Annotated in this window: 12 protein-coding genes; 8 read left to right on the top strand and 4 right to left on the bottom strand. The window is 68.4% G+C overall.

All coding sequences use genetic code 11. The features are described from left to right. Nucleotides 1–1266, top strand: a 1266-nt coding sequence (locus FV223_RS07275; RefSeq protein WP_348644784.1) for a porin, incomplete at its 5' end; no start/stop codon positions are given. On the opposite strand, the gene rfbH is transcribed toward FV223_RS07275, so the two are convergent. Further along, entirely contained in the window at nucleotides 1227–2573 is a 1347-nt protein-coding gene (rfbH, locus tag FV223_RS07270) for a lipopolysaccharide biosynthesis protein RfbH (protein WP_147726171.1), read from the bottom strand. The two genes, FV223_RS07275 and rfbH, sit on opposite strands and share 40 nt — an antisense overlap. Nucleotides 2574–2737: 164 nt before the next feature. On the opposite strand from rfbH, the gene rfbF reads away from it, so the two are divergent. From rfbF to FV223_RS07235, 7 genes are all read left to right on the top strand, one after another. Beyond that, the gene (gene rfbF / locus FV223_RS07265) at nucleotides 2738–3505 is read left to right on the top strand and encodes a glucose-1-phosphate cytidylyltransferase (RefSeq protein ID WP_147726170.1); all 768 of its coding nucleotides are present in this window, start codon (nucleotides 2738–2740) and stop codon (nucleotides 3503–3505) included. Continuing rightward, nucleotides 3502–4581: a CDP-glucose 4,6-dehydratase gene (gene rfbG, locus FV223_RS07260; RefSeq protein WP_246689629.1), complete on the top strand. Its 1080-nt coding sequence runs from the start codon at nucleotides 3502–3504 to the stop codon at nucleotides 4579–4581. Before rfbF ends, rfbG begins: the two co-directional genes overlap by 4 nt. Further along, nucleotides 4578–5468 carry a class I SAM-dependent methyltransferase gene (locus FV223_RS07255; protein WP_147726169.1) on the top strand — a complete coding sequence of 297 codons (891 nt, stop codon included), beginning with the start codon at nucleotides 4578–4580 and terminating at the stop codon, nucleotides 5466–5468. Before rfbG ends, FV223_RS07255 begins: the two co-directional genes overlap by 4 nt. Nucleotides 5469–5620: 152 nt before the next feature. Continuing rightward, nucleotides 5621–7150 carry an N-acetylneuraminate synthase family protein gene (locus tag FV223_RS07250; protein ID WP_187276088.1) on the top strand — a complete coding sequence of 510 codons (1530 nt, stop codon included), beginning with the start codon at nucleotides 5621–5623 and terminating at the stop codon, nucleotides 7148–7150. Nucleotides 7151–7205: 55 nt separating this feature from the next. Continuing rightward, nucleotides 7206–9068 carry a thiamine pyrophosphate-binding protein gene (locus FV223_RS07245; RefSeq protein ID WP_147726168.1) on the top strand — a complete coding sequence of 621 codons (1863 nt, stop codon included), beginning with the start codon at nucleotides 7206–7208 and terminating at the stop codon, nucleotides 9066–9068. Continuing rightward, nucleotides 9065–10114 (top strand): NAD(P)-dependent oxidoreductase, encoded by a 1050-nt coding sequence (locus FV223_RS07240; RefSeq protein ID WP_210247499.1) that lies wholly within the window; start codon nucleotides 9065–9067, stop codon nucleotides 10112–10114. Before FV223_RS07245 ends, FV223_RS07240 begins: the two co-directional genes overlap by 4 nt. A 6-nt stretch (nucleotides 10115–10120) precedes the next feature. After that, nucleotides 10121–11254 (top strand): FkbM family methyltransferase, encoded by a 1134-nt coding sequence (locus FV223_RS07235; protein ID WP_147726167.1) that lies wholly within the window; start codon nucleotides 10121–10123, stop codon nucleotides 11252–11254. Here FV223_RS07235 and FV223_RS07230 read toward each other — a convergent pair. The 3 genes from FV223_RS07230 to FV223_RS07220 form a co-directional block, all read right to left on the bottom strand. Further along, entirely contained in the window at nucleotides 11251–13434 is a 2184-nt protein-coding gene (locus FV223_RS07230) for a tetratricopeptide repeat protein (protein ID WP_187276087.1), read from the bottom strand. The genes FV223_RS07235 and FV223_RS07230 overlap by 4 nt on opposite strands. 139 nt (nucleotides 13435–13573) lie before the next feature. Continuing rightward, nucleotides 13574–14770 carry a flagellin gene (locus FV223_RS07225; protein ID WP_147726165.1) on the bottom strand — a complete coding sequence of 399 codons (1197 nt, stop codon included), beginning with the start codon at nucleotides 14768–14770 and terminating at the stop codon, nucleotides 13574–13576. 204 nt (nucleotides 14771–14974) lie between these two features. Then, nucleotides 14975–15202: flagellin (locus FV223_RS07220; RefSeq protein ID WP_281407439.1), on the bottom strand; the 228-nt coding region annotated here is incomplete at its 5' end.

The raw sequence follows: 15202 nt of genomic DNA, 5'->3' as shown, positions 1-15202 counted from the left end.
GCCGGCGGCGTCGCGGCCGCGCCGCTGGCCGGACCCTACGGCGAGACGCTGACGATCGACGACAAGGGCATCACGCTGCGCTTCCCGGACGACGCGGCCCAGCTTCGGATCGGCGGCAAGCTGCAGCTCGATTTCGGGGCGGCCGGCATCCGCCAGCCGGGGTTTGCCGAGCCGTTCTCCGACAACGTCGGCGTCCGGCGCTCGTGGATCGAGAGCTACCTGACGCTCGGCAAATCCATCGAGATCGCGTTCCAGTACGATTTCGCCGACCCGATGCGGCCGATCAACGATGCGGCGATCGCCTGGAAAGGCATCCCGAACATGATCCTTACGGTCGGCAACATGAAGGAGCCGTTCGGCCTCGATCAGCTGATCAGCGACAACAACACCGTCTTCACCGAACGCTCGCTCGCCAACGCGTTCGCGCCGGCCCGCAACTTCGGCTTCGCGATCGGCCGAAGCGGGGCGGACTGGAGCGTCGTCACCAGCGTCTTCGGCGGCAACGCCAACACCGGCATCCGCAGCGAGGGCGTGGCCTCGACCACCCGCGCCACCTTCGCGCCCATCCACACCGACGACGCGGTGCTGCATCTCGGCATCGCCGGGAGCTATCGCAGCCTGCCGCGGGACGAGACGCCGCTCGCCCTGTCGAGCCGCTCCGAGGCCTTCCTGTTCGCCCGCCCGTTCGTGAACACCGGCGACATCCGCGATGCGGCGAGCATCGGCCGGATCGGGCTGGAGGCGGCCTACCGCACCGGGCCGCTGCTGATCCAGGCCGAGTACATCCGCACCGAGGTGTCGCGCTTCGACGGGGCGCGATCGGTCGCGTTCCAGGGCGGCTACGTCGAGGCGAGCTACGTGCTCAACGGCGCCGGCCGCGCCTACGCGGTGACGCCGAAATACGGCACGACCTACGCGATCTTCGAGGGCGTCAAGGTCGGCGAGGACGCGCGGGTGAGCCGCGGCGGGATCGGCGTGTTCGAGGTCGCCGCCCGCGTCAGCGCGATCGACCTCGACGACGGCACGGTCCGCGGCGGGATCGAGCGCGACGTCAGCGTCGGGGTGAACTGGTACCCGGACCGCAACGTGCGGATCATGGCCGACTACGTCCGCTCGCGGACCGCGCCGTCGGCGCTCCAGGGCGGCCGCGCCGTCGATGCCGACGTCTTCATCGGGCGGTTCCAGCTGTACTGGTCACGCCGACGCCGCGCGGCCGGTGCGCGCGCTCAGCCGGCGAAGAACGCGCCGATGCTGTCGACCATGTAGGCGATCGCGTCCGGCGAGATCCCGGGATAGACGCCGATCCAGAAGGTATCGTTCATCACCCGATCGCTCGCCGAGAGGTCTCCGACCGTCCTGAAGCGCCGCTCCAGCATGTAGGGCTGGCGAGTGAGGTTGCCGCCGAACAGCAGCCGCGTGCCGATCCGGTGACGGTTGAGGTGCTTCAAGAGGTCGTTGCGCCGGCCGCTCTCGCGCAGCGTCAGGGGGAAGCCGAACCAGGACGGCTCGCTCAGCGGCGTCGCCTCGGGGAGGATCAATCGGTCCTCGAACCGGCGCAGGCCGTCCCTCAGCAGCGCGTAGTTGCGCTTGCGCAGCGCGATGAAGCCGTCGAGCCGGTCGAGCTGGGCGACCCCGACCGCGGCCTGCATGTCGGTGATCTTCAGATTGTAGCCGAGATGCGAGTACGTGTATTTGTGATCGTAGCCGTGCGGCAGGTCGCCGAGCTTCCAGTCGAAGCGCTTCTTGCAGGTGTCGTCCTGGCCCGGCGCGCAGTAGCAATCCCGGCCCCAGTCGCGCAGGGATTCCAGCGCGCGCTTGAGCCGGCTCGACCCGGCGAAAACCGCCCCGCCCTCCCCCATGGTGATGTGGTGGGCCGGATAGAAGCTGAGCGTGCCGACATCGCCGAAGGTGCCGACCATGCGGCCGTCATAGGTGGCCCCGAGCGCGTCGCAGCAATCCTCGACGAGGAACAGGTCGTGCGCCTTGGCGAAGGCCGTGACGGCGCCGAGGTCGAACGGGTTGCCGAGCGTATGGGCGACGACGATCGCCCGCGTCCGCGGCGAGAGCGCAGCCTCGAGCGCGCGGACATCGAGATTGTAGGTCGGGATCTCGACGTCGAGGAAGACCGGGACGAGGCCGTTCTGCAGGATCGGGTTGACGGTGGTCGGAAAGCCGGTGGCGCAGGTGATCACCTCGTCGCCGGGCACGAGCCGCCGGTCGCCGAGCAGATGCGAGGTCAGCGCGGTCACCGCGAGGAGGTTGGCCGAGGACCCGGAACTGCAGGTCAGGCAGTAGCGGGCGCCGATGAAGCGCGCGAGGCGCCCCTCGAACGCCGCGTTGAAGCGGCCGGTGGTCAGCCAGAATTCGAGCGCGGAATCGACGAGCAGCCGCATCTCCGGGGCGCCGTAGACGCGGCCCGACACCGGAACCGGCGATGCGCCGGCCTCGAACGGGCGCGGTGCATGGGCCTTCGACGCGTAGAGATCGACGAGGCGCAGGATCTCGTCGCGGATCCGGTCCGCGCTGGCCGTGGCGTCGAGAGTGGGCGCTTCCGTCCCGTCACCGTCCGCCATGCACCGACATTCCCCATTCCTGTCGCACGGGCGGCTGTTCGAGGCCCCTGCATCGCGCGAGAGCCGCGCGCGAGCTATCGTCCGGTATGGTTAACGGAATGGAAACGCCCTGACACTACGGGGTACCGTCGAACCGGTGTGGGCAGGGTGGGAGCACGGCACTCATGAAGGTCGTCATTTTGGCCGGCGGCCGCGGCACACGGCTCGGCGAGGAGACCATGATCCGGCCCAAGCCAATGGTCGAGCTCGGCAACAAGCCGATCCTTTGGCACATCATGAAGTACTACTCGTCCTTCGGGCTGACGGAATTCGTGATCTGCCTCGGGTATAAGGGGTACATGATCAAGGAGTTCTTCTCGAACTATTTCCTGCACACGTCCGACGTGACAATCAACCTGAAGAACAATTCGACCGTCATCCACAACAGCGTCGCCGAGCCCTGGCAGATCACGCTGGTCGAGACCGGCGAATCGACGATGACCGGCGGCCGCCTGCGCCGCGTGCGCAACTACGTCGGCGACGAGGACTTTTGCATGACCTACGGCGACGGGCTGTCGGATGTCGATCTCGACGCGCTGCTCGCCTTCCATCGCGCGCACGGGAAGCGCGCGACGGTGACGGCCGTGTCGCCGGCGGCACGCTTCGGGGCCATGGCGCTCGACGGCGAGCGCGTGGCGGTGTTCCAGGAGAAGCCGGCCGAGACGAACGACTTCATCAACGGCGGCTTCTTCGTGCTGTCGCCGCAGGTGCTCGACCTCGTCGAGGGCGACGACGTGATGTGGGAGCAGGAACCGATGGAGGCGCTTGCGGCGCAGGGGGAGCTCGCCGCGTTCCGGCACCACGGCTTCTGGCATCCGATGGACATGCTGCGCGACAAGATCCATCTCGACGGGCTCTGGGCCGACGGCACCGCGCCGTGGAAGCGGTGGTGATCGCCGGCGCCCTGCCGAGCCCCGCCTTCTGGCGCGGGCGCCGCGTGCTGCTGACCGGCCATACCGGCTTCAAGGGCGCGTGGCTCGCGCACTGGCTCGGCGCTCTCGGCGCCGTCGTGACGGGCTTCTCGCGCGATTGCCTCGAAGGCCGGAGCCTGTTTCGAGACGCCGGGCTCGGCGACGGCCTCCTCGACCGCAGGGGCGACGTGCGCGACCTCGCGGCGGTCCAAGGCGTGATGGCCGAGGCGGAGCCGGAGATCGTCCTCCATCTCGCCGCGCAATCCCTGGTGCGGCGCTCCTACGCGGATCCGGTCGAGACCTACGCGACCAACGTCATGGGCACGGTCCACGTGCTCGAATCGGCCCGCCGGCGCGGGAACGGCTGCCTCGTCCTCGTGGTCACCAGCGACAAGTGCTACGAGAACCGCGAATGGCCCTGGGGCTACCGCGAGAACGAGGCGCTCGGCGGCCACGATCCCTACAGCGCGAGCAAGGCCTGCGCCGAGCACGTCGCCTCCGCCTACGCCCGGTCGTACGGACCCGGAGCCGGCCTGCGCACCCTGACCGCGCGCGCCGGCAACGTTTTCGGCGGCGGCGACTGGGCGCCGGACCGGTTGATCCCGGATCTGGTGCGGGGCTTCCGCGATGCGCGGTCTGTGGCGATCCGGAACCCGGATGCGGTCCGTCCGTGGCAGCACGTGCTGGAACCGCTCTGCGGCTACCTGGTGCTGTGCGAGCGCGCCCACGACGCGCCGGACCTGCTCGGCCAGGGCTGGAACTTCGGCCCGACGGCGGGAGGCGAGGTGTCGGTCCGCCACGTCGCCGATGCGGTCGCCAGGCTGTGGGCGGCCGACGCGCGCTGGCACGAAGCCGGTGTGCCGGGGCAGCTCCACGAAGCCGGCTTGCTGCGCCTGGATTCGACGCGGGCCCATCGCATCCTCGGCTGGCATCCGCGCTGGAGCCTGGAGCAGGGCCTGGCGGCGAGCGTCGCGCTGTATCGCTCGGACCTGACCGGCGCGCCGCTGCGCCAGCTCCTGTCGAGCCAGATCGCGCGCTACACGGGGATGCCGGCATGAAGATCGCGAAAAGCTGCGTCTGCTGCGATGGGACGACGCTGCGCCGCGTCCCGGCGGTGCTGATGCCGTTCCTCGCCCATCGGATCTTCGGCTGGGACAGCGTTGAGATCACGCCGGACTGGGCGATGCGCGATTTGACGCTCGGCCGCGCTTACAGCGTCTGCAACACGCTGGCCTGCGAGGGCTGCGGCCTGCTCTTTCTCGACATGCGCTTCGACGACGCGGAGATGGCCGCGCTCTACGCCGATTATCGCGGCCCCGCCTATCGTGCCCAGCGCGAGCGCTTCGAGCCGGGATACGGCGCCCGCAACGACATCCTGCTCGGCGGCAGCGCCTACATCCCGGCGATCGAGGCGATCCTCGCCGATCACGTCGCGGCGGCGCCGCGCGTGTTGGATTGGGGCGGCGATACCGGCGTGAACACGCCGTTCAAGGACCGAGCCTCGCTCCACCACGTCTACGACATCTCCGACAAACCGGTCGTTTCCGGCGCCGAGCGGGTGACCCTCGATCAAGCTCGGACCGGACCCTACGAACTCGTCGTCTCGAGCAACGTGCTCGAACACGTGCCCTTTCCGCGCGAGCAGCTTCGCGAGATCGCGGCCGCGATGAATCCGAAGACGATCTTGTACCTCGAGGTCCCGCACGAGGACATCGTCCGCCTCGTTCCCGCCTCCGGGGATCGGGCGGCGGCGAAGCGGCACTGGCACGAGCACGTCAACTTCTTCACGGAGGAAGCGATCGACGCGATGATGGAGCAGGCCGGCCTCGAGACGCTGACGCGGATCTCCCATCCGGTCTCGGCCGGCGGCAAGGGCAGCCATGTCTTCTCGATCGTCGCCCGCTCGCGTCGCCCGCTTGAGACACCCACCCGACCACCCCTATGATCGCCGGGAAGATTCGCGGTGATCGCCAGACCCGCGCCGGACGACGCCATGGAGGCGAGCACCGGCGCGTCCGCGGCGTCCGCTCGAGCGTCGCGGACGTGCCGGCGCAGCGAACGACACACCGAAGCGCCCTGCTGAACGAGACCAACCCCATGTCACTGTCGCGGACGTCGCCTGTCGCCTCTCTGATCCCGGAGCGCCTGTTCATCTTCGAGCTCGCCAACAACCACATGGGCGACGTCGAGCATGGGCTTCGCATCATCGACGAATTCGCAGCCCTGGCCCGCGGCTACGATTTCGCCTTTGCGATCAAGCTCCAGTTCCGCGAGCTCGACACCTTCATCCACCCGGATTTCCAGGGCCGGACCGACATCAAGTACATCAAGCGGTTCTCCGAAACCCGCCTGGACCGCGCGCAGACGCGCCGCCTGGTCGCGCGGATCAAGGAGCACGGGCTGTACGCCATGTGCACGCCCTTCGACGAGGCCTCCGTCGATCGCATCGTCGCGGACGGCTTCGACATCCTGAAGATCGCGAGCTGCTCGTTCACCGACTGGCCGCTGATCGAGGCGATCGGGCGGACCGATCTGCCCGTCGTCGGCTCGACCGCCGGGATCGAGCTGCTTGACATCGACAACATCGTATCCTTCATGCGCCACCGCGAGCGCGATTTCGCGCTGATGACCTGCGTCGCGCAGTATCCGACGCCTGCAAGCGACCTGCAGCTCAACCAGATCGATCTCCTGCGCGCGCGCTATCCCCACCTGCGCATCGGATACTCGACGCACGAGGACCCGAACGAGACGCTGCCCGTCGCGATGGCGATCGCGAAGGGCGCTACGCTGTTCGAGAAGCATGTCGGCGTCCCGACCGAAACCTACGCGCTCAACGCCTACTCCGCATCGCCCGCCCAGGCGCGGGCCTGGCTGAATTCGGCCCGGAAGGCCTATGCCTGCGCCGGGGTGACGGGAGAGCGGGTCGAGCCATCGCGGGAGGAACGCGACGCCCTGCGCGACCTGCGCCGGGGCGTGTTCGCGAAGCGGCCGATCGCCAAGGGACAGCGGCTCAAGGCCGAGGACGTGTTCTTCGCGATCCCCGCGCAGCCAGGCCAGATCACCGCGAACGACTGGTCGAAGTACACGCACTACACCGCGACCGACGACATCCCCGCCGCGGCCCCGGTCACGTCCGCCGCCACGCGGCGGGAGGAGGTCCGGGCACGGATCCTGTCGATCGTCGAGAGTGTGAAGGCCCTGCTCAGCGAGAGCCGCGGGGTGGTGCCGGGCGAGGCCGAGCTCGAGATCTCGCACCATTACGGTCTCGACCAGTTCGATCGGGTCGGCATCACGATGGTGACCGTGGTCAACCGCGGCTATTGCAAGAAGCTCATCGTCGTCCTGCCGGGGCAGTCGCATCCCGAGCAGTACCACGCGCGCAAGGAGGAGACCTTCCACATGCTGCACGGCGATCTCGTCCTGCGGCTCGACGGCGAGGATCAGGTCTGCCGGCCGGGCTCGGTGGTGACGATCACGCCGGGCACGCGGCACGCCTTCGAGAGCCGGACCGGGGCGGTGTTCGAGGAGATCTCCTCCACCCACGCGGTCGACGACTCGTTCTACACCGATCCGGCGATCGGGCAGAACCCGGATCGCAAGACCTTCCTGCGCTACTGGCTCGCCTGACCGACGCCCCCGGCCGATCTCCGAGCCTGCCGCACCACCGAGAGACCGACCCGCGATGACCACCCATCTCCGGCGCCTGGCCGATTACGTCGCGGAGTTCGTGGCCGCCCAAGGGGTCGGCTGCGTCTTCCTCGTGCCCGGCGGCGGCGCGATGTACCTCGTCGACGCCGTCGGCGCCTGCCGCGCCCTGACCTACGTCCCGAACCACCACGAGCAGGCCTCGGCCATCGCGGCCGAAGCCTATGCGCGGGTGAACGGGCGCCTCGGCTGCGCCCTGGTGACGACGGGCCCGGGGGCGACGAACGCCATCACCGGATGCGCCGGCGCCTGGATCGAGTCCGTGCCGCTGCTGATCATCTCGGGACAGGTGAAGCGCGACGACCTCATCGGCGCGAGCGGCGTCCGGCAGATGGGGCCGCAGGAGGTCGACATCGTCTCGATCGTGCGGCCGATCACCAAATACGCCGCGACGGTGATGGAGCCGGCGGCGATCCGCCGGCATCTCGAGGAGGCGGTGCACCGCGCGACGACGGGGCGGCGCGGGCCGGTCTGGCTCGACATTCCGCTGGACGTGCAGAACGCGACGATCGACGTCGCCGCGCTCGCCGGCTTCACGCCGCCGTCGCCCGACGCGAGCACCGGCCCGACCGAGGCGCAGCTGGATGCCGTGATGGGCATGGTGGCGCGGGCGGAGCGGCCGATCATCCTGGCGGGGCACGGCATCCGCCTGGCGGAGGCGGCTGGCGCGTTCCGCGAGCTCTACGAGACGTTGCAGGTCCCGGTGGTGACGACGTGGAACGCCGCCGACCTGATCCCGGCGGCCCATCCCCTGAGCGTCGGCAAGCCCGGCACGGTGGCGCTGCGCGCGCCGAACTTCGCGGTCCAGAACGCCGACCTCGTGATCGCGATCGGCGCGCGCCTCGACAACGTCGTCACCGCGCACAACCCGGCCAAGTTTGGCCGCCACGCGCAGAAGGTCGTCGTCGACGTCGATGCCGCCGAGCTGGCCAAGTTCTCGGAGAATGCCGGCTTCTCCTTGAGGATCGAGGCCGACGCGCGCGACTTCATCGGACGGCTGCTGCCGCGGGCGCGCGAGGCCGCGCCGGTCGACCGGTCCGGCTGGCTCGCGCGCTGCGCCGACTGGAAGCGGCGCTATCCGATCAACGACGGCACGCCCTTCCCGACAGAAGGGCCGATCGGCCATTTCCACCTGACCCAGATGCTGTCCGAGGAACTGCCGGAGGACGGCCTGATCGTCACCGGAAGCTCCGGCCTGGCGGTCGAGTTCTTCCACACCGGCTTCCAGAACAAGCCGGGCCAGCGGGTGTTCCTGACCTCGGGTCTCGGCGCGATGGGCTACGGCCTGCCGGCGATGATCGGCGCCTACATGGCGTCCGACCGCCGGCCCTTCGTCGGGATCGAGAGCGACGGCTCGCTGATGATGAACGTGCAGGAACTGCAGACGATTGCCAGCCTCGGGATGCCGGTTCGGATGTTCGTGTTCAACAACAACGGCTACGCCTCGATCCGCACGACGCAGCGTACCTACTTCGAGGGCCGCTACGTCGGCAGCGGGCCGCAGGCCAAGCTCGACATCCCCGATCTCGTCGCGCTGGCCAAGACCTTCGGCTGGGACGCGTTCGCGATCTCGGACGTCGCCGACCTGCGCGACGGCATCCGGCGCGCGCTCGATCACCCGGGGCCGCTCCTCGTCGACGTGCGCGTAATCGAGACCGAGGCGCTGTTCCCGAAATCGGCGGCCCTGCCCCAGGCCGACGGATCGATGCGTTCGATGCCGCTGGAGGACATGTCGCCGCTGCTGCCGCGCGACGAGTTCCGCGCCAACATGATCGTTCCGCTCGATCCGGCCTCGGAGACCGTGCCCGAGCACCTGATCGTCCGGCGCGCACCCGCGTGAGCGACGGCTTCGGCGGCATCGCCTCGGGCGATCTCGATGTGGTGATCGCCCGCGTGGCCCCGGCGCTCGCCGAACTCGATCGGGCCTCGATCTTCCTCACCGGCGGGACCGGCTTCTTCGGGCGATGGTTGCTCGCGCTGCTGGCGCGCGCGCGGACCACGTTGCCGATCGATCTCATGGTCACCGTCCTCTCGCGCGATCCCGGCGGGTTCCTTCGCGCCTCGCCCGATCTCGCGCAACTCGACTGCGTCCGGCTGATCGCCGGCGACGTGCGATCCTTCGCCTTTCCGGCCGGACGTTTCACCTATGTGATCCACGCGGCGACGGATACGAGCGCGGCGGCGGATCGCGATCCGATGACGCTGATCGCGTCGATCACCGAGGGCACGCGGCGCGTCCTCGACTTCGCGACCGCTGCGGAGGTGGGCCGCTTCCTCTACGTCAGCTCCGGCGCGGTCTACGGCCGGCAACCGCCGGACCTCGCGGCGATTCCGGACGATCACCCCGGCGCCTGCGATCCGCTCGATCCACGCTCGGCCTACGGGCAGGCCAAGCGGCTCGCCGAGCAGATGTGCACGATCGTCTCCGCCCGGACGGCGACGGCCGCCGTGATCGCGCGGGCCTTCGCCTTCGTCGGGCCGGGATTGCCGCTCGACGGGCATTTCGCCATCGGCAACTTCATCCGCGACGCCCTGGATGGGCGGACGATCGTCGTCTCGGGCGATGGGCAGCCGGTCCGCTCCTACCTCTACGCGGCGGATCTGGCGGGCTGGCTGACGACGCTCCTCGTGCGCGGCATGCCCGGCACGGCCTACAACGTCGGCTCGGACCAGCCGATCAGCATCGCCGACCTGGCGGCCGCGGTCGCCGCAGAAATTCCGTCGAGCCGCGGCATCGCGATCCGAGGCCTCCCCAGCGCCGGCGCCGACCGCAACCGCTACGTCCCGTCGATCGCCAAGGCCCGGCGCGACCTCGGCCTGGACGTCTGGACCCCCCTCGACCAGGCGATCCGCCGGACCGCCGATGCCGCACGCCGAACAGGATAGGCCGTGATGAGCGGAACCGCGTTTGCCGACCTTCGCCGGGGCCTCGCCGTCCCCGAGCAGGATTTCGCGGGTGTCGGGCGGGGCTGTCACATCTATGGCGCCGGCGGCTTCGGCAGGCGGATCGCGCGCGAACTCGTGCGGCTCGACGTGCCGGTCCTGGGCTTCGTCGACCGGACCGGGCACAAGCGATCGACCGTCGACGGTCTACCGTGCCGCCATCCCGACGATCTCGGCGATGCCGAGATCGAAGAATCGGCCTACGTGCATGGATTGATGAATCATCATCCCTACGATGCTGTCGTCGATTGGGCTGTGGAACGCGGGTTCGCGCAGATCTTGTTCGCCGCGCTATTGTTTGCGATCGCAGGGTTTTCCTTGGACAACTACTGGCTGGCACCTCGTGCGCTGATGATCGATCACCTCGACATGATCGAAGCGCTGCACGATGGCTTGGCCGACGACGAGAGCCGGGCTTTGCTCTGCAAGCTGCTGGACTATCGCCTCTCGACGGATCCGCGGGACCAGCCCGACGCCTTCGCATCGGAAGCGTATGTCCCGAGGTTTCTGCCGATCTTCGAGAAGCCGATCACCTTCGTCGATGGCGGGGCCTACGATGGAGATACGCTGGAAGCTCTGCTCGCCCATGGCGTAGCAGTGAAGGATTGGATCGCATTCGAGCCGGATGAGCGTAACATGGCAGCGCTCAGGGATACCGCACGAAGGCACCGCGCCTCCATCGGCAGCTACACTTTGATCGAGGCGGGGCTTTCGCGTGAGAATGCGATGGTCCGTTTCGCCGGGGGCGACGGCGAGACATCTCGGGTGATCGACCCGGCAAGTGACGAGTCGGCGGCCATCGGCTCGTCCGAGATTCGGGTCGTGAGACTGGACGACGCTCTCAGCCGCTCCGGCGAGGTCTACGTCAAGCTCGACATCGAGGGGGCGGAACGCGACGCCTTGGAGGGCATGGCAGAGCTTCTGGCGCGGCGGCCGACGGTCGCCGTCAGCGTCTACCATCGTCCCTCGGACCTATGGGACATCCCACAAATCGTCGCCAACCTCTACGATCGCCCGCGGTTCCGCCTGCGGCAGCATGGCCACCACGGCTTCGACACGGTCCTCTACGTCACGCCGAATTAAGACTCGAGGTTGCCGATTGGATCGGCGGGGGCAGGCGCTGAAGCGACCCAGCGCCGCCACATCATGCGCCAAGCCGCGACGACGTCGTCCGCCAGAAGACGATGATCCATGTGCGGACTCGCTGCGAAGCGGCCGCGAAGATCGTGGCGGATGGACCGCAACCACCCCGCATCCTCGGCCAAGCGGCTGGCAAGATCCACATACGCGTCGACGGTCGGAGCGCTGAGTTCCGGCAGGCCTGCATTCGTCAGGATCGAATGGCCCATCCGGGCCACGAAGTGGCTCCCTTCCAGGGCGATGAACGGCACGCCCATCCAGAGCGTATCGAGGCTCGAGGTGCCGCCATTGTAGGGAAACGGGTCGAGGGCGATGTCGATCTGGTTGTAGAGGACGTAGCGGTTGCTCGGCGAACGCGCCTTCAGGATCGTGCGGTCGAGCGGGACGCCGAAGCGCTCGAGCCGCGCCGCGACGTGGCGCGCGGTCGCCGGCTCGTCCACGTCGGCGATCTCGAGGAGCAGCTTCGAGCCCGGGACCCGGTGGAGGATGCGGCCCCAGGCTTCGAGCGCGGCGTCGCTGACCTTGGTGAAGCGGTTGAAGCAGCCGAAGGTGACGTAGCCGTTGTCTTCCGAGGGCGGATGATCGGCCAGCGGCAGCGAGGCCGCGGGGGCCTGGTAGCACGCGCCGGCGCGCGGGAGGCGCCAAAGCGCCTCGACGCTGAGGTCGTCGCCGACGCCGGGGGGTTCGGCGTGGAGATCGGTGAAGCGATAATCGATCGCCGACATGCCGGTCGTTCCGGGATAGCCGATCCAGCCGACCTGGATCGGGGCGGGCTTGCGGGCGAAGACGAGGATGCGGTTCTCGGCCGTGTGGCCGGACAGGTCGACGAGGATGTCGATCGCCTCCGCCTCGATCAGGTCCGCCGCCTCGTCGTCGGTGAGGCCGCACAGGCAGTGCCAGTGGGCGAAGCTCGCCTTGAGGCGCTCCGTCGCCGCGTCCTCGTTCACCGTGTTGGAGAAGGCGAAGGTCTCGATCTGCGTCGTATCGAACCGGTGCAGCGCAGGCTCGAAGAAGTAGTTGACCGCATGCTCGCGGAAATCGCCCGAGACGAAACCGACCCGCAGGCGGCGCTCGGGATCGCGATCGTTCGCGAACGGGCGGCGGCGCAGCAGCGGATCGGCGAACCGAAGGCCGAAGGCCTGGGCGTCGGCGAAGCGTTCCTCGGCGGTATAGTCGGCGGAGTACAGCTTCGTGAACAGGCGGTTGCTGTGGACGAACGACAGGCTCGGGTCGATCCGCAGCGCCTCGTCGTAGGCGGCGATGGCCTCGTCGAGCAGGCCCAGGTCCATCAGGGCGCTTCCGCGGTTGCTGTGGGCTTGCGCGAAGTCGGGGCAAAGCCGCAGCGCCTCGTCGAAGCGGTCGATCGCGTCGCGGAGGCGGCCCTGCTTGCGCAGGGCGACCCCAAAGTTGCTGAAGCTGTTCGGGTTGTTCGGATCGATCTCGATCGATCGGTCGAAGCAGGCATTCGCCTCGCGGTAGCGTCCCTGGCGCGCGAGGACCGTGCCGAGATTCGCCTTGATCACCGGCGCGTCGTCGTCGAGGGAGACGGCGATCTGCAGGAGGTCGATGGCGAGATTCAGGCGGTTCGTCTGCGCGGCGATGCTGCCGGCCATGTGCAGCGCCTCGACGTGGCCCGCGTCGAGCATCACGATCATGTCGATCAGCGGCTCGGCGTCCTTGAACAGCCGGTCCTCGTAATGCTGGTGCGCTTCGGTGAACAGGTTGGCGATCAGCGCCGTCAGCGTCGCCTGGGTCTCGGCATCGGCGAAGCGCTTCTCGCGGAAGCGCTCGAGCACGGAGCGGGCGTCGCCGACCCGGCGGGCGCCGAGCAGGGCGGTGGCGAGCGAGAGCCAGTAATGCGGCTGGTCCGGCCCCGCCTTCAACGCGGCCGCGAAATGCGGCACCGCCAGCGCGACGCGATCGGTCTGGCTCGCGATGATGCCGAGCTTGTAGTTGGCTTCGGCGTTCTGCGGCTCGGCATCCAGCACCCGGCGATACTGCCGCTCGGCCGCCGCGAGCCGTCCGGCGCGCTGCTCGAGCGAGGCATCCTTCAGCAGCCTCGCGGTCGAGGATCGTCGCTGGGACGCGACCGGCAGGTCGCGATGATTCGTGCGTCGGGCCATGATGCCTCCCCCGCGCGACTGTCGCGTTGCGATGGTTAACGAATCGTTCCGGCCTCGCCCACGATCGCCGCCGGGCCTCACGCATGAAAAAAGGCCGGGGCGATGCCCCGACCTCGCTCCGAACGCGCGTGGGCGCAGCCTACCGCAGGAGCTGGAGGATGCCCTGCTGCGCGGTGTTGGCCAGCGAGAGAGCCGAGATGCCGAGCGACTGGCGGGTCGACAGCGCCTGGGAGTTCGCGGCCTCCTCGTTGAGGTCGGCATCGGTGAGCTTGGAGGCGCCGGTGTCGAGCACGTTCTGGAGGTTCTTGGTGAAGTCCTGACGGTTCTGCACCACCGACAGGTTCGAGCCGAAGGTCGAGGCCTGCGAGCGCAGGGTCGAGGACGCGTTCGTCAGGCTGGTGAGCGTCGTCTTGACGTCGTTGTCGATCAGGAAGTTGCCCTGCCCATTCGAGGATGCACCGGAGTTGCCGGTGATCGCCGTGAGGCTGAGGCCGACCGAGGTAGCATCGACGCCCTGCACGTCGAGGTTCGAGGTGTCCTTCTCGTTGAACGAGATGTGCAGCTTGTTGGTGGTGGCGCTGCTCGACAGCAGATTGGTGCCGTTGAAGCTCGAGTCCTTGGCGAGCTGGTCGATCTGCGTCAGCAGGCTGTTGTACTGCTTGGCGAGGGCCGCGCGCTCCTTGACCCCGGTCACCGTCAGGTTCGAGCTCTGACCCGCCGTCGAGGTGGTGCCGTATTGGGGACCGGAGTTGGCGGTGCCGCTGGTGAAGCCGAGCGCGGTCTGGTCGCCGGGCGTCGAGAACTCGAGGTCGGCGCCGGCGCTGACGACGATCTTCGTGCCGGTCGTGTCCTTGCTGAACGCGTTGCCCGCGCCCTGGGGACCGACCACCGCGTTCAGCTTGGCGATGGTCGTGTCGATGGTGTCGCTGGCGGTCAGCGTGGTCGAGACCGCGGTGCCGTTGACCTGCAAATTGATCGTGCCGGCAGCGGCGGAGAAGGCGGCACCGGCTGTTCCGCTCGTGTTGAGCTGCGTGGCGAGTGCCTGGTTGGCGGTCGACTTGGCCGAGTCCACGAGCTTCTGGATCGAGGTCAGGCCCTGGTTGGCCGCCTGGATCGTCTGCACGCCGTTGGAGATGCTGTCGAGCAGGGTGCCGAGATCCGAGGAGCGGTTCGACAGGCTCTGCGCGGTGAAGAAGTTGACCGGGTTGTCGAGGGCCGAGGAGACCTTCTTGCCGGTGGAAAGACGGTTCTGCGTCGTCGACGAGAGCGCCGCCGTATCCTGCAGCGAGAGCAGGTTCTGGCGCGTGGCGGCAGAGAGCGTGACTTCCGAGGACATGGGATGATCCGTCTTGCTTAGGCGATGTTAGGGTTAACTAAGCACGCCGTTCCTTGCATTCCGGTTAATGAAGTCTGAGATTTCGGCTGACTGCGCGCGTGATTAGGGAAGATCGACGATCGAAGACGCATCGCGGACAAAAAAGAAAAAGCGGCCGGGGCGATGCCCCGGCCGCTTCGTCGCGTCGTGATGGTGGGCGGTTGCTTAGCGGAGGAGCTGAAGCACGCCCTGCTGGGCCTGGTTGGCCAGCGAGAGGGCCGAGATGCCGAGCGACTGGCGGGTCGACAGGGCCTGGGAGTTCGCGGCCTCCTCGTTGAGGTCGGCATCGGTGAGCTTGGAGGCGCCGGTGTCGAGCACGTTCTGGAGGTTCTTGGTGAAGTCCTGACGGTTCTGCACCACCGACAGGTTCGAGCCGAAGGTCGAGGCCTGCGA

The organism is Methylobacterium sp. WL116 (assembly GCF_008039455.1).
Taxonomy (GTDB): Bacteria; Pseudomonadota; Alphaproteobacteria; order Rhizobiales; family Beijerinckiaceae; genus Methylobacterium.
Note: the sequence above shows the minus strand (reverse complement) of the source record. Positions and strands in the feature narration are given on the sequence as shown.

What these genes read in the sequence shown, in the direction of transcription:
- rfbH (WP_147726171.1), bottom strand. Translation starts at nt 2,573, where the DNA reads ATGGCGGACGGTGACGGGACGGAAGCGCCCACTCTCGACGCCACGGCC.
- rfbF (WP_147726170.1), top strand. Translation starts at nt 2,738, where the DNA reads ATGAAGGTCGTCATTTTGGCCGGCGGCCGCGGCACACGGCTCGGCGAG.
- FV223_RS07255 (WP_147726169.1), top strand. Translation starts at nt 4,578, where the DNA reads ATGAAGATCGCGAAAAGCTGCGTCTGCTGCGATGGGACGACGCTGCGC.
- FV223_RS07250 (WP_187276088.1), top strand. Translation starts at nt 5,621, where the DNA reads ATGTCACTGTCGCGGACGTCGCCTGTCGCCTCTCTGATCCCGGAGCGC.
- FV223_RS07245 (WP_147726168.1), top strand. Translation starts at nt 7,206, where the DNA reads ATGACCACCCATCTCCGGCGCCTGGCCGATTACGTCGCGGAGTTCGTG.
- FV223_RS07235 (WP_147726167.1), top strand. Translation starts at nt 10,121, where the DNA reads ATGAGCGGAACCGCGTTTGCCGACCTTCGCCGGGGCCTCGCCGTCCCC.
- FV223_RS07230 (WP_187276087.1), bottom strand. Translation starts at nt 13,434, where the DNA reads ATGGCCCGACGCACGAATCATCGCGACCTGCCGGTCGCGTCCCAGCGA.
- FV223_RS07225 (WP_147726165.1), bottom strand. Translation starts at nt 14,770, where the DNA reads ATGTCCTCGGAAGTCACGCTCTCTGCCGCCACGCGCCAGAACCTGCTC.